The sequence below is a fragment of the Roseibium sp. M-1 genome, from assembly GCF_054515675.1.
The window spans coordinates 3351173-3366624 of the sequence record NZ_CM137257.1; the positions used below are offsets into that span (position 1 = coordinate 3351173).

At 61.6% G+C, this 15452-nt stretch carries 13 protein-coding genes; 5 read left to right on the forward strand and 8 right to left on the reverse strand.

Annotation, left to right across the window (positions count from 1 at the left end; all coding sequences use genetic code 11):
- Positions 1-76: 76 nt before the first annotated feature.
- The 3 genes from ACX3M4_RS15085 to ACX3M4_RS15095 all read right to left on the reverse strand — a co-directional run bounded on the left by ACX3M4_RS15085 (position 77) and on the right by ACX3M4_RS15095 (position 6923).
- Positions 77-4549: an ExeM/NucH family extracellular endonuclease gene (locus ACX3M4_RS15085; RefSeq protein WP_459353826.1), complete on the reverse strand. Its 4473-nt coding sequence runs from the start codon at positions 4547-4549 to the stop codon at positions 77-79.
- 608 nt (positions 4550-5157) lie between these two features.
- Positions 5158-5637 carry a DUF302 domain-containing protein gene (locus ACX3M4_RS15090; RefSeq protein WP_459353827.1) on the reverse strand — a complete coding sequence of 160 codons (480 nt, stop codon included), beginning with the start codon at positions 5635-5637 and terminating at the stop codon, positions 5158-5160.
- Between the two features lie 116 nt (positions 5638-5753).
- A complete protein-coding gene (locus ACX3M4_RS15095; RefSeq protein ID WP_459353828.1) occupies positions 5754-6923 on the reverse strand; it encodes a YeeE/YedE family protein in 1170 nt (389 codons plus the stop codon).
- A 256-nt stretch (positions 6924-7179) separates the two neighbouring features.
- Here ACX3M4_RS15095 and ACX3M4_RS15100 point away from each other — a divergent pair, with 256 nt between their 5' ends.
- Positions 7180-8565 (forward strand): tetratricopeptide repeat protein, encoded by a 1386-nt coding sequence (locus tag ACX3M4_RS15100; RefSeq protein ID WP_459353829.1) that lies wholly within the window; start codon positions 7180-7182, stop codon positions 8563-8565.
- Positions 8566-8621: 56 nt separating this feature from the next.
- Positions 8622-9902 (forward strand): OpgC family protein, encoded by a 1281-nt coding sequence (locus tag ACX3M4_RS15105; RefSeq protein ID WP_459353830.1) that lies wholly within the window; start codon positions 8622-8624, stop codon positions 9900-9902.
- 296 nt (positions 9903-10198) lie between these two features.
- Here ACX3M4_RS15105 and ACX3M4_RS15110 read toward each other — a convergent pair whose 3' ends face one another.
- From ACX3M4_RS15110 to ACX3M4_RS15120, 3 genes are all read right to left on the reverse strand, one after another.
- Positions 10199-10483, reverse strand: a complete 285-nt coding sequence (locus ACX3M4_RS15110) for a BQ00720 family protein (protein ID WP_459353831.1) — start codon at positions 10481-10483, stop codon at positions 10199-10201.
- 31 nt (positions 10484-10514) lie between these two features.
- Complete coding sequence (locus ACX3M4_RS15115; RefSeq protein ID WP_459353832.1) at positions 10515-10943, reverse strand: Hsp20 family protein; 429 nt, start codon at positions 10941-10943, stop codon at positions 10515-10517.
- 167 nt (positions 10944-11110) lie between these two features.
- Positions 11111-11965, reverse strand: coding sequence for a LysR family transcriptional regulator (locus tag ACX3M4_RS15120; protein ID WP_459353833.1), 855 nt, complete (start codon positions 11963-11965; stop codon positions 11111-11113).
- 103 nt (positions 11966-12068) lie between these two features.
- Between ACX3M4_RS15120 and ACX3M4_RS15125 the strand changes: the two genes are divergently transcribed.
- Entirely contained in the window at positions 12069-12395 is a 327-nt protein-coding gene (locus ACX3M4_RS15125) for a hypothetical protein (RefSeq protein ID WP_459353834.1), read from the forward strand.
- Here ACX3M4_RS15125 and ACX3M4_RS15130 read toward each other — a convergent pair.
- Together ACX3M4_RS15130 and ACX3M4_RS15135 are read right to left on the reverse strand one after the other, a co-directional pair.
- Positions 12349-12837 (reverse strand): YybH family protein, encoded by a 489-nt coding sequence (locus tag ACX3M4_RS15130; protein ID WP_459353835.1) that lies wholly within the window; start codon positions 12835-12837, stop codon positions 12349-12351. The genes ACX3M4_RS15125 and ACX3M4_RS15130 overlap by 47 nt on opposite strands.
- Before the next feature lie 91 nt (positions 12838-12928).
- The gene (locus ACX3M4_RS15135; RefSeq protein WP_459353836.1) at positions 12929-13747 is read right to left on the reverse strand and encodes an RNA polymerase sigma factor; all 819 of its coding nucleotides are present in this window, start codon (positions 13745-13747) and stop codon (positions 12929-12931) included.
- Between the two features lie 169 nt (positions 13748-13916).
- On the opposite strand from ACX3M4_RS15135, the gene ACX3M4_RS15140 reads away from it, so the two are divergent.
- Both ACX3M4_RS15140 and ACX3M4_RS15145 read left to right on the forward strand, forming a co-directional pair.
- Positions 13917-14276, forward strand: coding sequence for an MmcQ/YjbR family DNA-binding protein (locus tag ACX3M4_RS15140; RefSeq protein WP_459353837.1), 360 nt, complete (start codon positions 13917-13919; stop codon positions 14274-14276).
- Positions 14266-15450, forward strand: coding sequence for an MFS transporter (locus tag ACX3M4_RS15145; protein ID WP_459353838.1), 1185 nt, complete (start codon positions 14266-14268; stop codon positions 15448-15450). The genes ACX3M4_RS15140 and ACX3M4_RS15145 overlap by 11 nt, the downstream gene beginning before the upstream one ends.
- Positions 15451-15452: the final 2 nt, after the last annotated feature.

Consider the following 15452-nt stretch of genomic DNA (forward strand, 5'->3'; position numbering starts at 1 on the left):
TTGGCCGGGATGACGGAAGAGAGTGAAGCAAAACGGCGGCCGAAGCCGCCGTTTTCTTCATGCTGATGCCGATTGATCAGGCAAGCACGGTGTCCTGGCTGGCGCCCAGATTGAGGCCGAGAATGACCGGGTCGTGGTCGGAGGCGGCGAAGGGGTCCTCATTGTAGAAGCCCGCATCCGTGAAGCTCTGGTCGTAGTTGAGCAGATCCGGCTCGTCGGCATTGATGTGCCATTCGGTGAGGCCGGTCACCTGGGAAGCCAGGCTGCCCGTTGCCAGTGCCTGGTCGAGCGTGCCCTGCTGGCCGTCGAAGACATAGCTGTAGGCCTCGTCCTGGCCGATGAACAGGTCGACAAGATCCGTGTATCCGGCACCGTCGCGTACGGCCTGGACCGGATCTTCCTCGGCATAGGCATTGAAATCGCCCATCAGCAGATAGTCCGCATCGTCAATGCCGAGGCCCGACAAGGCATCCTTGTAGGTGCTGTCGAGCCAGGCGGTGAGCTCGGACGCTGCGTCCGCACGCACCTGGTTCCAGAAACCCTGGCCGTTGCCCTGATCATAGTTCGGATCCGCCAGAAGGCCGGCGAGCGCCGCCTGGACGGCCGCGACTTCGCCTGCGGGAACGGATCCGTTGTCGAGTGCCGACTGGACGCCTTCGGCCAGATCCACAAGGCCGCTGTCGCCCTTTGACTTGAAGTGGTTGGAGGCGAGCGTGAACACTTCGCCATTCTCGTCCTGGAAGGTCGCGACGGTGGTTGGCCGGTTGCGCTGGAAGTTGCCGAGCTGGTCGCTGGAGGAAACATAGCCGTTCAGGAATTCGGCGATGGCCCAGGTGTCCGAGGAAGAGCTCTCCGCGAAGGTGAGCGCGTCTGCGTGAATCAGGGACAGCTTGGTAGTGTCGTAGATCATGCCGGTCATGATGGCATCGGTGCCGAGATACCCGTCACCACCCAGCGGATTGACATAGTCGTAGACAGCACCCGTACCGTCGGCCAGGGCCTTGGCGTTGAGGGCATCGACCAGCGCGGCGATGGCGGATGCATCGTCAAAGCCGTTGTTTTCGATCTCCTGCAGGGCGAAGACTTCGGCGCCGGTCTTGATCATCGCGTCGACGATCTTGGCGGTCTGGCGGTCGAACTCCGCCTGGTTATCGGCCCCGCGCGGATCGAGATCGCCATTCGGGCCGGTGCCGCCGGAGAAGGTGGTGAAGAAGTTCAACACGTTGAAGCTCGCCACCTGGATTTCGCCGCCGACATCGTCCGGCGTCTGCTGCCGGGCACCGGAATTGGTCGCCTCGTCAATATCGAGCGTGCCGTCGACCAGGATCTTGTATTCGCCGAAGTCGTAGGTCAGCACACCTTCGATGGCGGAGTTCAGCTCCGCGCCGAGACGCAACGTCGGGCCGCCGGCGGTGAAGTCGTCGCCCGCACTCAAAATGCCGTCGCCATCGTCCCCCGCCGTGGTGTTGGCGACATAGGCATAGCTGTCCGGGTTCTGGATCGAGACACCGTCGGAGATGACGATCCGGTTGTTGGTGTTGGCTTCCACATGAGCCGCAATCTCGTCCGCCTGGGTCTGGGCGTCATAGAGCTGGGTCGCCTGTGTCTGGGTCCCGGCGCTGACGGTGATCTCGCCGTAGCGGTCGAAATTGAAGTTCTCGATGATGGTGAGCCGCTCGTCCGTAACACCGCTCGTCACCGAGATACGCATGCCCTCGTATTGCTCGAAGTTCTTTGAAATCTGCGAGAGCTGGATGGATGCGGCCGTCGGCAGGGTGGTCGTGCCGGTCTTGGTGATGCCGGTGACGCCGCCAAGCTGGGTAAGGCCGAAGAACTCCTCGACCGTGCCCGCCACATCGACGACGTCGCCGGCAATTACGGTGGGCGCGCCGCCGGTAAAGACGAAAATACCTTCCGAGGTCAGGGCGTTGCCGTCGGCATCCACATCCTCTTCCTGCAGGAAGAAGCCGTTGCCTGTGGTATAGGTGACCACTGCCGAGACCAGCACATAATTGCCGACAAGCAGGCTGGCCGAACCGGAGCCCTGGATTTCGGAGATGAAGTGGGCTGTCGGATCGGTGCCGCCGCCGCCGCTATTGGCTGCGCCCTTTGTCTCTGCAGCCGGGTTGTTCCAGCTGCCGTCCTCGTTGCGCTGGAGAGAGAAGCCCACTTCCGTGGAATTCGTCTCGCCAACTCCGATATCGGTGGAGGTGACCGTCGTCCCCGCAATCTCCGCGTCGAAGCTGCCTTCATAAGAGAGGAACTCGACCACGTTGTTGCCGTTGACGAGTGCGACGCCATCCGGAGAGCCGTTCTGGATGCTCGCAGGCTCCCAGACATAGTAATCGTAGGTCCCGTCGCTCGTATGGTTCAGTGCCGCCAGATCGATGCTCGAATAGGAAGCGCCGTCGTTGCCGTTGATCAACTGAACCTGAAGGCCGGAAACGTCGGCATTTGCATTGACCCGAATCTCGACGAACTCGCCAACATCGACGCCGGCGTTGTCGTAGTGCAGCTCGTTGATCCGGGCCTCGGTCAGCGGCACGGAACCGCCGCTGTTATCCGCGCCCTTCGTTTCCGGTGCGGCTGCGTTCCAGGAACCGTCGCCGTTTCGCTGGAGGGAATCGCCGATGGCCGTGTCGCCATCCTCGGCAACGCCGACATCGGTGGACGTCACCTCCACGCCTTCGATGACCGTTGTGATCGCGCCCTCATAGGACAGGAACCCCACCACCTCACCGGCATTGACCAGCGCGATGCCGTCCGGTGCCCCGTTCTGCATGCCGTTCGCCGGAAGATCCCAGACGTAATAGTCGTAGGTGCCGTCGGTCGTCATGGTCAGAGTGGAAACTGCGGCCAGATTGTACGCGGCCCCCCCGTTGCCGTTGATCAGCCGTACGTCCAGCTCCGAAACATCGGCGCCGGCATTGACGCGGATTTCGACGAACTCGCCGACATCACCACCGGCATTGTCGTAGTGGAATTCGTTGATGCGGGCGTTGAGCTCAACACCAGGCGCCTCGTTTGCAGCGCCTTTGGTTTCGGCGGAAGCCTCGTTCCAGCTGCCGTCCTCGTTGCGCTGGAGCGAGAAGCCCACTTCCGTGCTGCCGCTTTCCTCGACGCCGATATCGGTCGAGGTGACAAGCTGGCCGCCGATGGAGGCTTCAAAGGTGCCCTCATAGCTGAGGAACTCCAGCACGGCGCCGCCATTGACAAGGGCGATGCCGTCCGGAGCCCCGTTCTGCAAGCCGTTTGCCGCCAGGTTCCAGACGTAATAGTCGTGGGTTCCGTCGGAGGTCTTGTCGAGCGTGGAAACGTCGATGCGACCATATTCCGAACCGTTGGAACCGTTCATCAGCACGATCTGCAGGAAGGAGACGTCATCGCCCGCCGCGGTGCGGATCTCGACGAATTCGCCGACATCCCCACCGGCATTATCGTAGTGGAACTCGTTGATGCGTGCGTCGACGTCCGGAATTTCCTGAACGTCGGTGACATTGACGGTAAGCGCCTGGCTGCTGGCGGCACCTTCCGTGTCCGTCGCGGTGACGATCAGATCATAGGAATTGTCGCCGTCCGTATCGGACGGCACTTCATAATCCGGAGCCGATTTGAAGCGGATTTCGCCGCTTACAGGGTCGATGGTGAAGAGCTCCGCATCCACACCTGAGAGCGAGAAGGTGACGCCGTCGCTATCGACATCACTCGCCGTGGCTGTTGCCACGACTTGCGTTCCGTTCTCGGCATAGTCGGTGCTGGAGACAAGCTCCAGAGCCGGAGCATCATTGGTACCGGTGACGGTGACGAAGACAGTCGCCGTCGTTGCACCGCCGCGGCCGTCATCGACGGTGTAGGTAAAGCTGTCGGTGACGCTCTCGCCCTCCTTCAGGGCGTCGAAGCTGCCGGCCGGCGAATAGACGATCTGGCCATCGGCAAATGTGATCGCCGCTCCGAGCGCGCTCACCGCATCGCCCCCCGTGACGGTCAGCATGTCGCCGTCGAAATCCGTGTCGTTCGCCAGAAGATCGGCCGCGGCTAGCGTCAGGGCCGTGTCTTCATCCGTTGCGGCCACGTCGTCCTGCGCCAGGACCTGGTTGTTGCGGCCGTCGAGATAGAGCGTGTAGTCCTCTTCGGCGAAATGCAGGGCTTCGACATTCGTGAGGTAGTCGACCTCCACCGGTCGGCCGGCGTTGCCGAGACGGGTAACGAGCGCTGTGGTGGAGAACCAGTTGCGGCACAGGTTGATGTCATAGTCGAAGATCGACCCGTCGAAGGCGGCGGTGTCGAAGCCGCGGCCGCCATCGATATAGTCATTGCCCTTGCCGCCACGGATCCAGTCGTCGCCGCTGCCGGCAAAGACCGTGTCATCCCCCTTGCCCGCGTCGATCCGATCGTTGCCCCGGCCGGCGAAAACGGTGTCGTTGCCGCCCTTGGCGCGAATGATGTCATCGCCGTCGAAGCCGATGATGAAATCGGACCAATTTGTGCCGTTCAGAATATTTGAGCGATGATCGCCAAACACGAAACCGAAAGGAAAATGCCAAGCCATGTTACTCCACCCCGAATTGTCGACTGAACTGGGGCGGTAGGTAGTCCATGCCCCGTGTCAAATTCGTGTCAGTCTTCTGACTTTTGACCGCATGGACAAGAGAAATTTAGCCGGGAAAATAATGCTTTAGCCGTAAAAGGATTAAGAAAACTCAACTATCGGCAGGTGGCGCAACCTGATCGCCGCGTTTCAAGACACTGTCCCAATTAAGATATTCCGCATCCGCAGATTTACGCATACGTCATGCGACTTAAAGTTATCTAAACTAAATCTACAACTGAAAAATTTTTTACGCGGCGGAGAAATTCGCAAAATATAGACCTGAACCCAAGGCTCCGGAATCAAAAGAGGGCCGCATTGCGGCCCTCCCATGAGATCGACGTGACTTGTTGTCCGGATCAGATCCCAGCGAAACCGTTCAATACCAGAGGCTGCTCCAATACCGTTCCGTTCCGCCCAGACACATGGGCCACGCACCGATACTCATTAGACATGGGCACACCTCCTTTCATTTGTTGACGATAAGAAGAGTGTGGGGTCGCTGTCGCGGTTTCACAAGCCCAAAATCTAACCGTGGTTGCCAATCGATTACGCTATGCACAGGAGTGTCACCCTGGTGCCACAGCCTTGTCCGCGATCGCGCGGAAGACGATATCCAGCTCGGCGGCAAGATCCGTCAGGTTCTGCCCTCCTTCCACCATGTAGGGCGCGAAGACGAAGCTCGGCGTTTTCCAGGAGAGCGTCCCGGTTCCGTCACTGTTTTCCGTCACATAAAAGCGGATCGGAGCCTCGATACCGGCGGCAACCGACGCCTCCAGCATCCGTACGGCATAGTCATTGCGGTAGACCCCAATGACCCGGTTGCCCGGGATGGTCAGGCCCCGCCCTTTCGCGCCGTCGGACGCGCTGGCCTGGGTGATCAGCCCCATGCCTTCGTCCTTGATGGCCGCTTTCAGGTCCTCGAGAAGCCCGGAATAGCTCTTGGACGTTGCCACCACTTCCCAGCCCTGCCGGCTGGACAGGCTTTCGGCACGGGCACCTGCGACAACGGCAAAACTCAACAGAACAAAAAGAAGGAAGCGATGCATGGCGGTCTCCGGAAAAAGTTTGACTGGCGGCGGTCACCTTAGCCCCGGCCGGGTCACGGAGACCTCACAATGAGGTGTGGCGATGGCGCCAAGTGACCGCAGGCGCATGGGAACCGTCAATCCATCCCCAGCTTCAAACGCAGGTGGGTGCCGGCGAGGCTGCCGATAAAGCCGAAGACCAGCCACAGCCAGCCATGCAGCGACCCGGAGACCAGACCGCCGAGATACGCACCGATGTTGCAGCCATAGGCGAGCCGCGCCCCGTAACCCATCAACAGCCCGCCGGCGATTGCCGTCAGCACGTCGCGGCGGCTGAGATGCCAGACCGGCGCAAACTTGCCGGCGAGCGCGGCGGCCGCCATGGCTCCGAGGATGATCCCGAAATCCATGACGGATGTGGTGTCGCGCAATACAGAATTTTCCAGCGCGCTGCTCTGCCATTGCCAGGAAGGCCAGTCGGCAACCGGAATTCCGACCGCCTGAAAGATCTTGGCGCCCCAGAGGGCAAACGCGGAGGTAATGCCCCAGGGCCGCCCGACGACAAGGAAGGTGGCAATGCCGACAAGAGCCAGCATGATTGCACCCAGCATCGGCGACCAGGGGCCCATCAGGATCGACTCCGTCGGACGCTGCGGCGCAAGGGTGCCGTGCGTCCGCCGCTCGATGGCGATGGTTGCCAGCGTCAGGGCCCCGAGCACTGCCGCGGTCAGCAGAAAGGCGCCGATCGCGCCGAATTCCTGGACTAGCGAGAGCGGCTTCAGGCTCGGCAGCCTCCCCCAGAGATGCAGGTGCGCGGTGGCGGCGACGGAGCCGAGCACGAAGGCGGCGAGCGTAATCATCATGCGGGTGGAGCCTCCGCCGGCAGTGAACAGCGTACCGGAGCCGCACCCGCCCCCCAGCTGCATGCCGAGGCCGAACATGAAGGCGCCAAGCGCCGCGGCATAGCCGAAGGGAAAGACAAAACCGTTCGTCTTCCAGCCGACCGTTTCCCCCCAGTAGATCAACGGAAAGGAGACGGCGCTGGTCAGAAGGATCAGAACGAACTGGGCGCGCAATCCGCCGCCGCGCCTTTCGGTGACGATCCGCCGCCAGGCCGCCGTGAAGCCGAAACTGGCGTGATAAAGCGCAAGACCTGCAAGGCCTCCGATCAGCGTTGCCAAGGCCTGTCTCGGTCCGGCTTCGCCATAGGCGCCCAGCGCCACCAAGGCCAAAAGCACCGCGGCAACGCCGGCAATCCCGGCCTGCGATTTTCGAACGGCAATAGTCATTGTCTCAAGCTTACCCATGAAGGTGTTTCATCTTTCGGGCGCAGGCAGATATCGGCCAGCGGGAAGAAAATGCCAAGTTCGCATTTCCGGCCATAATTTCGCAACGGAGCTCACATAAGCCGTTCTACACAATGCCAACACCTTTTTGTGTTTTGCAGTTCATGAGCCACCTGCGGAAATTTTAGCATGAACCAATCATACAGCTGGACGTTTGCGACCAAAGTCGGCGGGACCGGGTCCGGCAAGCTCAGCCTGGAAAACAAAAAGGCCTCTCATGCGTCTTAGTGATCAATTCGGATACGAGCTCACACTCTCGGACAAGGACGCGCTCGCCGCCTGGAACGAGACCGTCAGGGCCTTTCTGGCGCATGGCAAGGCCACACCGCAGCATCTGGAAACCTGCCTCCGCTTTGCGCCCGATTTCGCTCTCGGCCACGCCGCCCGCGGCCTCTTCTGCCTGCTGCTGGGCCGCCGGGAACTGACCGGAACGGCAAATGAATGCCTGGCAATCGCCCGCACCTCCGCCTCGCATACGCCGCTGACCGCGCGGGAAACGGCTGTTATCGACGCGCTTGGCTCCTGGCTGCAGGGCTATCCGACACGCTCGGCAGACCTCCTGGACGCAATGCTGGTCAAGGTGCCGGAAGATGCCCTGATCATGAAGCTCGTCCATGCGATCCGCTTTGTGCTCGGCGACGCCACCGGCATGCGCCAATCGATCGAGCGCATCCAGGCGGCCTACAGCGAAGACCACCCGGCCTATGGCTACCTGCTCGGTTGCCGGGCCTTCTCGCTGGAGGAGACCGGCGCCTATCGCCAGGCGGAAGCCACCGGCCGCCGGGGGCTCGAGTTTGCCCGCGACGATGCCTGGGGCCTTCATGCCGTTGCCCATGTCCACGACATGACCGGCCGCTCCGAAGAAGGCGCCGGCTGGCTGGAGAACCATCCGGACGGCTGGTCCCATTGCAACAATTTCGGCTACCATGTCTGGTGGCACCTGGCATTGATGTATCTGGACCAGGGCGATGCCGACAAGGCGCTGGCGCTCTACGACAGCGATATCCGCAAGGACAAGACGGACGACTACCGCGACATTTCCAATGCCGCCTCGCTGCTGGTGCGCCTGGAACTGGAAGGCGTCAATGTCGGTTCCCGCTGGGACGAGCTGGCGCTTCTCTCCGACAAGCGCGCCGAGGACGGCTGCAACGTCTTCGCCGATCTGCATTACCTGCTGGCACTGCTCAACGGCGGCCGCCGCATGGGTGTCGAGCGGCTGCTCACCGGCTTCCGGCAACGCGCCCTGAGCGAGACCGATATCGGCGGCATCACCACTGAAGCGGGCCTGCCAACGGGACTTGGCCTGGAACAATACCGCAAGGGCAACTACGCCTCCGCCTTCTCGCTTCTGAGCACTGCAAGAGACAGTCTCCATACGGTTGGCGGCTCGCACGCCCAGCGCGACGTGTTCGAACGGATCACCATTGACGCAGCCCTTCGTGCCGGATTGCCGGACGATGCGGAAAGCCTTATTAGGAGCCGCTCCCGCAAGCGCGGCGCTCTTGACCGGTTCGCCGAGCAACGCCTTGACACCTGCGAAAAAATGCATCGCGCCCAGCGGGTCATGGAAGACAAAAAACTCAGGGCAACCGGCTCGGTCTGATCCCGGCCCGGTAAGCCTTCTCCTTGCCTGCTTTCAGGCCTACTTCTGGAACCGACGTGAACGCTCACTCTCAAACGAAACGCCCCCGCGACCCGCGGCTCGATTTTTTCCGCGGGCTCGGCATGTTCATCATCTATGTCGCCCATCTGCCCAATAACTGGTGGACCCTCTGGATTCCCGCCCGGTTCGGCTTTTCCGACGCAACGGAAATCTTCGTCTTCTGCTCGGGAATGGCCTCGGCCATCGCCTTCGGCAAGATCTTCGACATTCACGGCTGGGGCATGGGCGCGGCGCGCATCGTGCACCGCATGTGGCAGGTCTATTGGGCCCATATCGGCCAGATCCTGGTGATCGCCGTCGGCCTTGCCCTCGTGCATTACAGCGGCTACCTCACCGAATGCTGCAACCTGACCGAAAACTATCTCGCCTCGCTCAATATCCAGCACCTTTACGACAACACCGAGCAGTCGCTGCCCGGCTTGCTGACGCTGACCTGGGTGCCGAACTATTTCGACATCCTGCCGATGTATATCGTCATCCTGGCGCTGGTTCCGGCGATCATGCTGCTGGCGCGCTACTCGGTTCCGGCGGCGTTCGCGTTCTCGGCCGGGCTCTGGCTTGCTGCCCAGTTCGACTATCTCAGCCTGCCGGCGGAACCCTGGTCGGACCGGGAATGGTTCTTCAATCCCTTCGCCTGGCAGATGCTGTTCTTCACGGGCTTTGCCTTCATGCGCGGCTGGATACCGGCCCCGCCGGTGAACCGGTCGCTGATCGTGCTGTGCGCCGCGGTACTCGTGATCACGCTGCCCTTTGCCTATTTCCGCTTCTACAGCGAGCACCATTGGGACTTCGCTCTTGCGCGGGAGATCCGTGCCGCAATCCAGCCGCTGTGGATCAAGACAGAATTCGGCCTCTTCCGCTATCTCCACTTCCTGGCGCTGGCCTATCTCGCCTGGGTCGCCGCCGGCGAGCACGGCAAGCGCCTCATCGGGCATGGCGAACTCTCGGGCCGGTTCGTGCGCGTTGTCCAGAAGGTCGGCCAGCAGTCGCTGCCCGTCTTCATGGCCAGCCTCGTCATCGCCCAGGCGGCCGGCATCCTGCGCGACATGGTCTGGGGCCGCGGCGAGTGGATCCCGCAGATCCTTGCAAACCTGCTCGGCTTCCTGGCGCTGATCGCCGTTGCCTATGTGGCCGGCTGGTTCAAGAGCAATCCCTGGCGCAAGCCGCCGGCAACCTCGTCCTCCGGCCCGTCGGACCGGCCGAAGTCGCCTCCGGCAGACGACAGCGACCAGATGGCAAGGACCAGGGCAGGCGCCCGGGAACCGGCCCTCTCCTGAGGCTGTCTCCTGAGGCTGTCCGGGTTGCCGGTCACTTATACCAACCTCAACAAATATGAGCCCATCTGATTGCGCTGTTCCGGTTTTCCGGCAAGGCGCGTTGCGCAGGACGGCCTGACTGGCCGTTCAAGCGGCGCTACGCGATCCGGCGATCCGGAACAGGCCACCCAATCGCGGTCAGATCGGCTCCAATTTGTTGAGGTTGGTATCATTCCTGTCATCGCATTCCGAAACAGAAACGCCCGGGGAAGTCAGCTTCCCCGGGCGTTTTCGTAAGACTTGCGTTGAGGCTTGGCTCAGTGCAGCGAGGCCATTTCCAGATCGGCCTCGAAGGCGTTGGCAACCGCCGCCTCGCGGCTGTCGGCGAGAAGGATCGGCGTGCCGTCGGCATTCAAAAGCGCATAAAGCGTCATGTTGTCATGCAGCGGCGGGACGTCCGGGAACATCTCCTTGAGGTCGCGTGCCTTGATCGGCTTGATATAGGCAACGTCACCCGTGCCGAGTTCGGTCAATTCGTCGACCGACATGAATTCGGACCAGCTGGTCTTGTCTGCCCATGACGGGCTATCGGGCTTGTGCATCAGTATTCTCCATCTGTTAGCCGACGAGGGTCTATTCGCCGCTGGAGATTTCTATTTTTCGTATGACACGCTCGGGTTCCGGGCGGGCCAGGTCGATGGACAGCAGTCCATCCTTGAGGTCGGCTCCAAGGATCTCGATCCCCTCGGCCAGGACAAAAGCCCGCTGGAACTGACGGGCTGCGATGCCGCGATGCAGGTACTGCCTGGTCTTGTCGTCCACCTGACGGCCCCGGATCACCAGCTGGCTCTCCTCTACGGAGACTTCAAGCTGCTCCCTGGTGAATCCGGCCACTGCGAGAGTGATCCGGATGACATCGCCCTGGCCTTCGGTCTTCGGAAGCCGTTCGATGTTGTAGGGTGGGTATCCGTCATTGGCTGCCTTGGAAACGCGATCGAGCACGCGCTCGATGTCGTCGAACCCAAGCATGAACGGGCTAGAAAACGCTGACATGCGTGACATCCTCAAAGTCCTTGTCGAAGCGACCTTGCGCCCGGACCCTTTTCAAGGCATCCGGACTGGAACCAACCGGTTCCCTTCGTAATTAAATATGGAGCTTCGTTAAAATTGATTCAAGGAGCCCGGATTTCGCACGGTTCCACCATCAATGTTCTGTGAATAGTTCAGGGTCAGGGAACCAAAAGCGGGTTCTGTTTCAAGAACTTCGTCAATGCTGAGACAGCCTGGCGAATGGAGGGCTCATGACGCTCGTCCTGGTGCATGACCAGCCAGCGTTCGGTCTCCATCGCCTCAACCGGGCCCGAGAGGCGCATGAGATCCCCAAAGGCATCGCCGACAAAGGTCGGCAGCAGCATGCGGGCCTGGCCCTTGCGGACCAGGGACAGCGCCAGCGAGGCCTTATTGACGGTGATGCTCGCCTCTGCGCCATGATGCTCTTTCAGCCAGAGCCCCGTCGGCGAATGGGCGTCGTCCTCGACCAGCCCCACCCAGCCGAGTTCCACGTCTCCAGGAAGGCTTGCCGCCTGATAGGCAGCGTATTGCACGACACCGACCTTCTGCCCGGCCAGCCAGGCCTGCTTGGGGCGGCTGTTGCGGATGCCGATATCGATCTGGCGCCGCGCAATGTCCCGGTTCCTGAGATCGGCCAGGAATTCCGGCACCCAGGAACAATCCGGCCTCCAGAAGGCCGTGAGGTTGTCGATCAGCAGGCGGGTGGTCCAGTCTCCGGCGGAAATCCGGATCCGCCGGCGCACCCGGTCGCCCTCCTTCCAGGCCTCGATGCTGCGGGCGGTCTGGTCCATGTCCTCCAGATAGCGCAAAAGATCCTGCGCCGCGGCGGTGAGTTGATAGCCCCGCGCCCCACGCTCCACCAGGCGCAGGTTGAGGCTCTTTTCAAGGGTAGTCACCCGCCGGCCGAGCGTTGCCGGGCTGACGCCGGTCTTCTCCGCGGCACCTGCAAGCCCACCTGCTTTCGCGACGGCCAGAAAGAGCCTCAGATCCTCCCAATCGATATTTCGTTTCATTTTTGAAATCTCGTTTTCAATTAGAAAACATGGAAATAGCCCGTCTCCATGAAACTATCTGCATCATTCCTGAAAATGAAATCAAATCTGAAGGGAGCTGCAGATGCTCATTCCCTATTCCCTGCCCCTGGACAGGAGCGGCCACCAGGCGGCGTCGCATCCCTGGGACGATCCCGTGCGGGCGCTTTATCCGCATCACCGGGAGTTCTGGCCGGCGGACATCCCCGAGCATGTTCTTCTGCAACAACGGAGCCTGCGGCTGGCGCGCAAACGGCGGCGGCTGAAGGTTCTCAAAATCCTGAGGTGGTTTTTCTGGCGCATGCCTGCCTGGACCGGCGGCGGGATCCGGCCGCGCCTTCATTCCAAAGCGCGGCCGGATGCGGTCAGTTTGCCGCTGGCAGCAGGCGGCTGCCGTGCGGATTGTCAATGACCATCTTCCAGCTGCCGTCCGGCTGGCGGCGCAGCACCGCGATGGAAAGCCCCTCACCGGCGATCGCCTTTCCTTCCGGATCGGTGCCGGTCATCGTCCAGGGGGCGATGTGGACGGCAAGATCCCCCTCCACGATCACCTCGTGGCCGGAATAGGTAAATTTCGGCGACACCGAGCGGAACTGGTGAAAGAGGTCACGCGACTGCGCGGCGTCGGACACCGGCTGCCCGGGCTCGAAGGCGATGCTCTGGCTGCTTTCATAGGTTTGCATGACTGTATCGATGTCACCCTTTTCGAAAGAGTCCGTCATCTTTTCGATCAGGGCGACGACATTCTGTTCTTCCGCACTCATGGTTCTGTCTCCTTCTGCAAGGCTGGAATGGGTCATCGCCAGCAGGGCTGCACCGGCGGTGATAAGGGCTCGGATTTTTGTGTTCGGCATGGGTTTCTTCCTTTCGATCGGGCAAGGCGGTGCCAGTCCCGCCCGCTGCCGGGCTGGTTGGTAGGTGTTGAGATACTGGCGGAACTTTCGATCAGATGCCGGGTGAGAGGATCTCGGTCAGCTTCACCCGGATGTCTTCCGGGCATCGCTGCGGCGGAACGGCGTTCTGAAGCTCAAAAGCCTTGAGGCTGTCGATCACCGTGCCGACACGCCGTTTCACCTCGGCGTAGCTTTCAGTGGCCCCAGAGGAATTCACATAGACGCCGGGCGTCAGCCGCCCGGTTGCGACCGCTGCCGGAAGCCGGCGGAGGCAACTGCACTTGGCAGCCTCCGAAACGACGCCGCAATGACGGGAGGTGAAAGCCATGACATCCTCGCGTGCCCGGGACAGACGTTTCCGGTAGGCGGCAGGCGCGATCTCCAGGATGCTGGATGCCTCGCCATGGTCGAGTTCCAGGATATCGCCGAGCACGTAGGCCAGCCGCAGGTCCATGGTGAGGCACAACAGCATCGCCATGGTGCAGGAGACCCTGAGCTCGTTCAGCATCAGCACGTCGTCCGGCGCTTTCGGCGGCTCGGCCACAAGCCCGTCCTCAAGATCGGCTGCGAACATGCCGAAGGTCAGCCCGAGATCCCGGTCCCTGATCTTCTTCGTCGATACCAGGTAGCGCACCGCGACCCGGTAGACCCAGGTCGAAAAGCTGCTCTCGCCCTTGAAGGTGGAGAGTTTCGTCAGAACCAGAATCAGGATTTCCTGGGTTGCTTCCCGGGCATCTTCCGGATCGACCAGAATACGCCGGGATAGCGCATGAACCTGATCCTGGATGCCGTCCAGGACTTTTTCGAGGGCCTTGCCGTCACCCTCCGTGGCAGCCTTGATCAATTCCATTTTCACGCTGATCGCCGTCATATTTTTCAACCCGCTCTTCGGTCTCTTGATATGTTAGAGGGGTTGGGACCTGCATGTGTGACATGTTTTTTTCATTGCCTCGCGACTTGCACCATTTTGAGCAAGGGGCCACTGTGCGCCTCCATTCCTTCCCCTCGAACCACCCGCCCTTCCAAGACGAGCTTTTCAGATGACCCGAGACGACTTTGATGCCTTCTGCAAACAATTGCCTGCGACCTCGAACGTCATCCAATGGGGAAATGCCTCGGTCTGGAAAGTCGGCGGCAAGATCTTTGCAATCTGCTCCGGCTGGGGTGAAGGCGACTTTCCGCGCTTCAGCTTCAAGTGCTCCGACATCTCCTATTCCCTGCTGACCCAGCAGGAGGGCCTGATCCCGGCCCCCTATCTCGCCCGGGCCAAATGGGTGCAGATGGAAGAGGAAGGCGCGCTTTCCGACGACGATCTCAAGGCCTATATCGAGGCGGCGCACAAGATCATCGCAGGAAAGCTCACAAAGAAGCAGCAAAAGGACCTCGGCCTTGCCGGCTGAGATGACGGGCAAGTGGCGCTCGCTCGCCCTGCTCATGCTTGCCGAGATTGCCGGAATGAGCCTCTGGTTCATGTCCGCCGCCATCCTGCCGGATCTGACGCGCGAGTTTCCCATTTCCGACTTTGCCCAGGCGGCGCTCTCCAGCGCCGTGCAGATCGGCTTTGTTGCCGGCGCGGTGACCTCCGCGCTTCTGGGACTTGCGGACCGGATCGACCCGCGCCGGTTTTTCGCCTTCAGCGCAATCCTGGCCGCGGCCTTCAATGCAAGCCTTCTCGTGGTCGAGCCGGGTGGTGTCCTATCCATCCTTGCGCGCTTTGCGACCGGTGTGCTGCTGGCCGGTGTCTATCCGGTCGGCATGAAGATCGCCGTCGGCTGGGGGCGGGATGATCGCGGCTTTCTGGTCGGCACACTGGTCGGTGCCCTCACCTTCGGCTCCGCGGCGCCGCATCTGCTTGCGCTTCTCGGCGGCACGGACTGGCGCTGGAGCCTTTCCGTTGCTTCGATTGCGGCTGCCGCCGGTGGCGTGCTCTGCCTCTTTGCCGGGCTCGGGCCGTTCCACGCCAAGGCACCGCGCATGAAGATCGGCGCCATCCTGACCGCCTGGACCAACTGCAAGATCCGTTACGCCTATGCGGGTTATCTCGGCCACATGTGGGAGCTTTATGCCATGTGGGCCTGGATCGGCGTGGCTCTAACCGTGTCCTTTGCCGGACAGATGGCACCGGAGGAAAGCGTCTCGCTGTCCCGTCTGATCACTTTCCTCACCATCGCTGTCGGGGGAGCCGCCAGCATTGTCGCCGGGATCGTCGCCGATCGGGTCGGCAAGGCCAATATCGCGATCCTCGCCATGGCCGTCAGCGGCTCCGCGGCGATTGCCTCGGCGCTTACCTTCGGTGGCCCGGTGTGGCTGACGATCTTCTGCGTTCTGGTCTGGGGCGCGGCGATCCTGCCGGACTCGGCCCAGTTCTCCGCCCTTGTCGCCGACTATGCCCCGCCGGACCAGGCCGGCAGCCTGATGAGCCTCCAGACCGCCCTCGGCTTTGCCCTCACCTTCTTCACCGTGCAACTGACGCCACTCGGCGCGGAGCTGATCGGCTGGCCGGGCATGTTCGCCCTGATGGCGATCGGCCCGGCGCTCGGGATATTGGGAATGCTGCGGTTGAAGCGGCTTTAGGA

Excerpts from the sequence above, each read along its gene's own strand:
- ACX3M4_RS15085 (WP_459353826.1), bottom strand. The coding sequence starts at position 4,549 with ATGGCTTGGCATTTTCCTTTCGGTTTCGTGTTTGGCGATCATCGCTCA.
- ACX3M4_RS15090 (WP_459353827.1), bottom strand. The coding sequence starts at position 5,637 with ATGCATCGCTTCCTTCTTTTTGTTCTGTTGAGTTTTGCCGTTGTCGCA.
- ACX3M4_RS15095 (WP_459353828.1), bottom strand. The coding sequence starts at position 6,923 with ATGGGTAAGCTTGAGACAATGACTATTGCCGTTCGAAAATCGCAGGCC.
- ACX3M4_RS15100 (WP_459353829.1), top strand. The coding sequence starts at position 7,180 with ATGCGTCTTAGTGATCAATTCGGATACGAGCTCACACTCTCGGACAAG.
- ACX3M4_RS15110 (WP_459353831.1), bottom strand. The coding sequence starts at position 10,483 with ATGCACAAGCCCGATAGCCCGTCATGGGCAGACAAGACCAGCTGGTCC.
- ACX3M4_RS15115 (WP_459353832.1), bottom strand. The coding sequence starts at position 10,943 with ATGTCACGCATGTCAGCGTTTTCTAGCCCGTTCATGCTTGGGTTCGAC.
- ACX3M4_RS15120 (WP_459353833.1), bottom strand. The coding sequence starts at position 11,965 with ATGAAACGAAATATCGATTGGGAGGATCTGAGGCTCTTTCTGGCCGTC.
- ACX3M4_RS15125 (WP_459353834.1), top strand. The coding sequence starts at position 12,069 with ATGCTCATTCCCTATTCCCTGCCCCTGGACAGGAGCGGCCACCAGGCG.
- ACX3M4_RS15130 (WP_459353835.1), bottom strand. The coding sequence starts at position 12,837 with ATGCCGAACACAAAAATCCGAGCCCTTATCACCGCCGGTGCAGCCCTG.
- ACX3M4_RS15135 (WP_459353836.1), bottom strand. The coding sequence starts at position 13,747 with ATGACGGCGATCAGCGTGAAAATGGAATTGATCAAGGCTGCCACGGAG.
- ACX3M4_RS15140 (WP_459353837.1), top strand. The coding sequence starts at position 13,917 with ATGACCCGAGACGACTTTGATGCCTTCTGCAAACAATTGCCTGCGACC.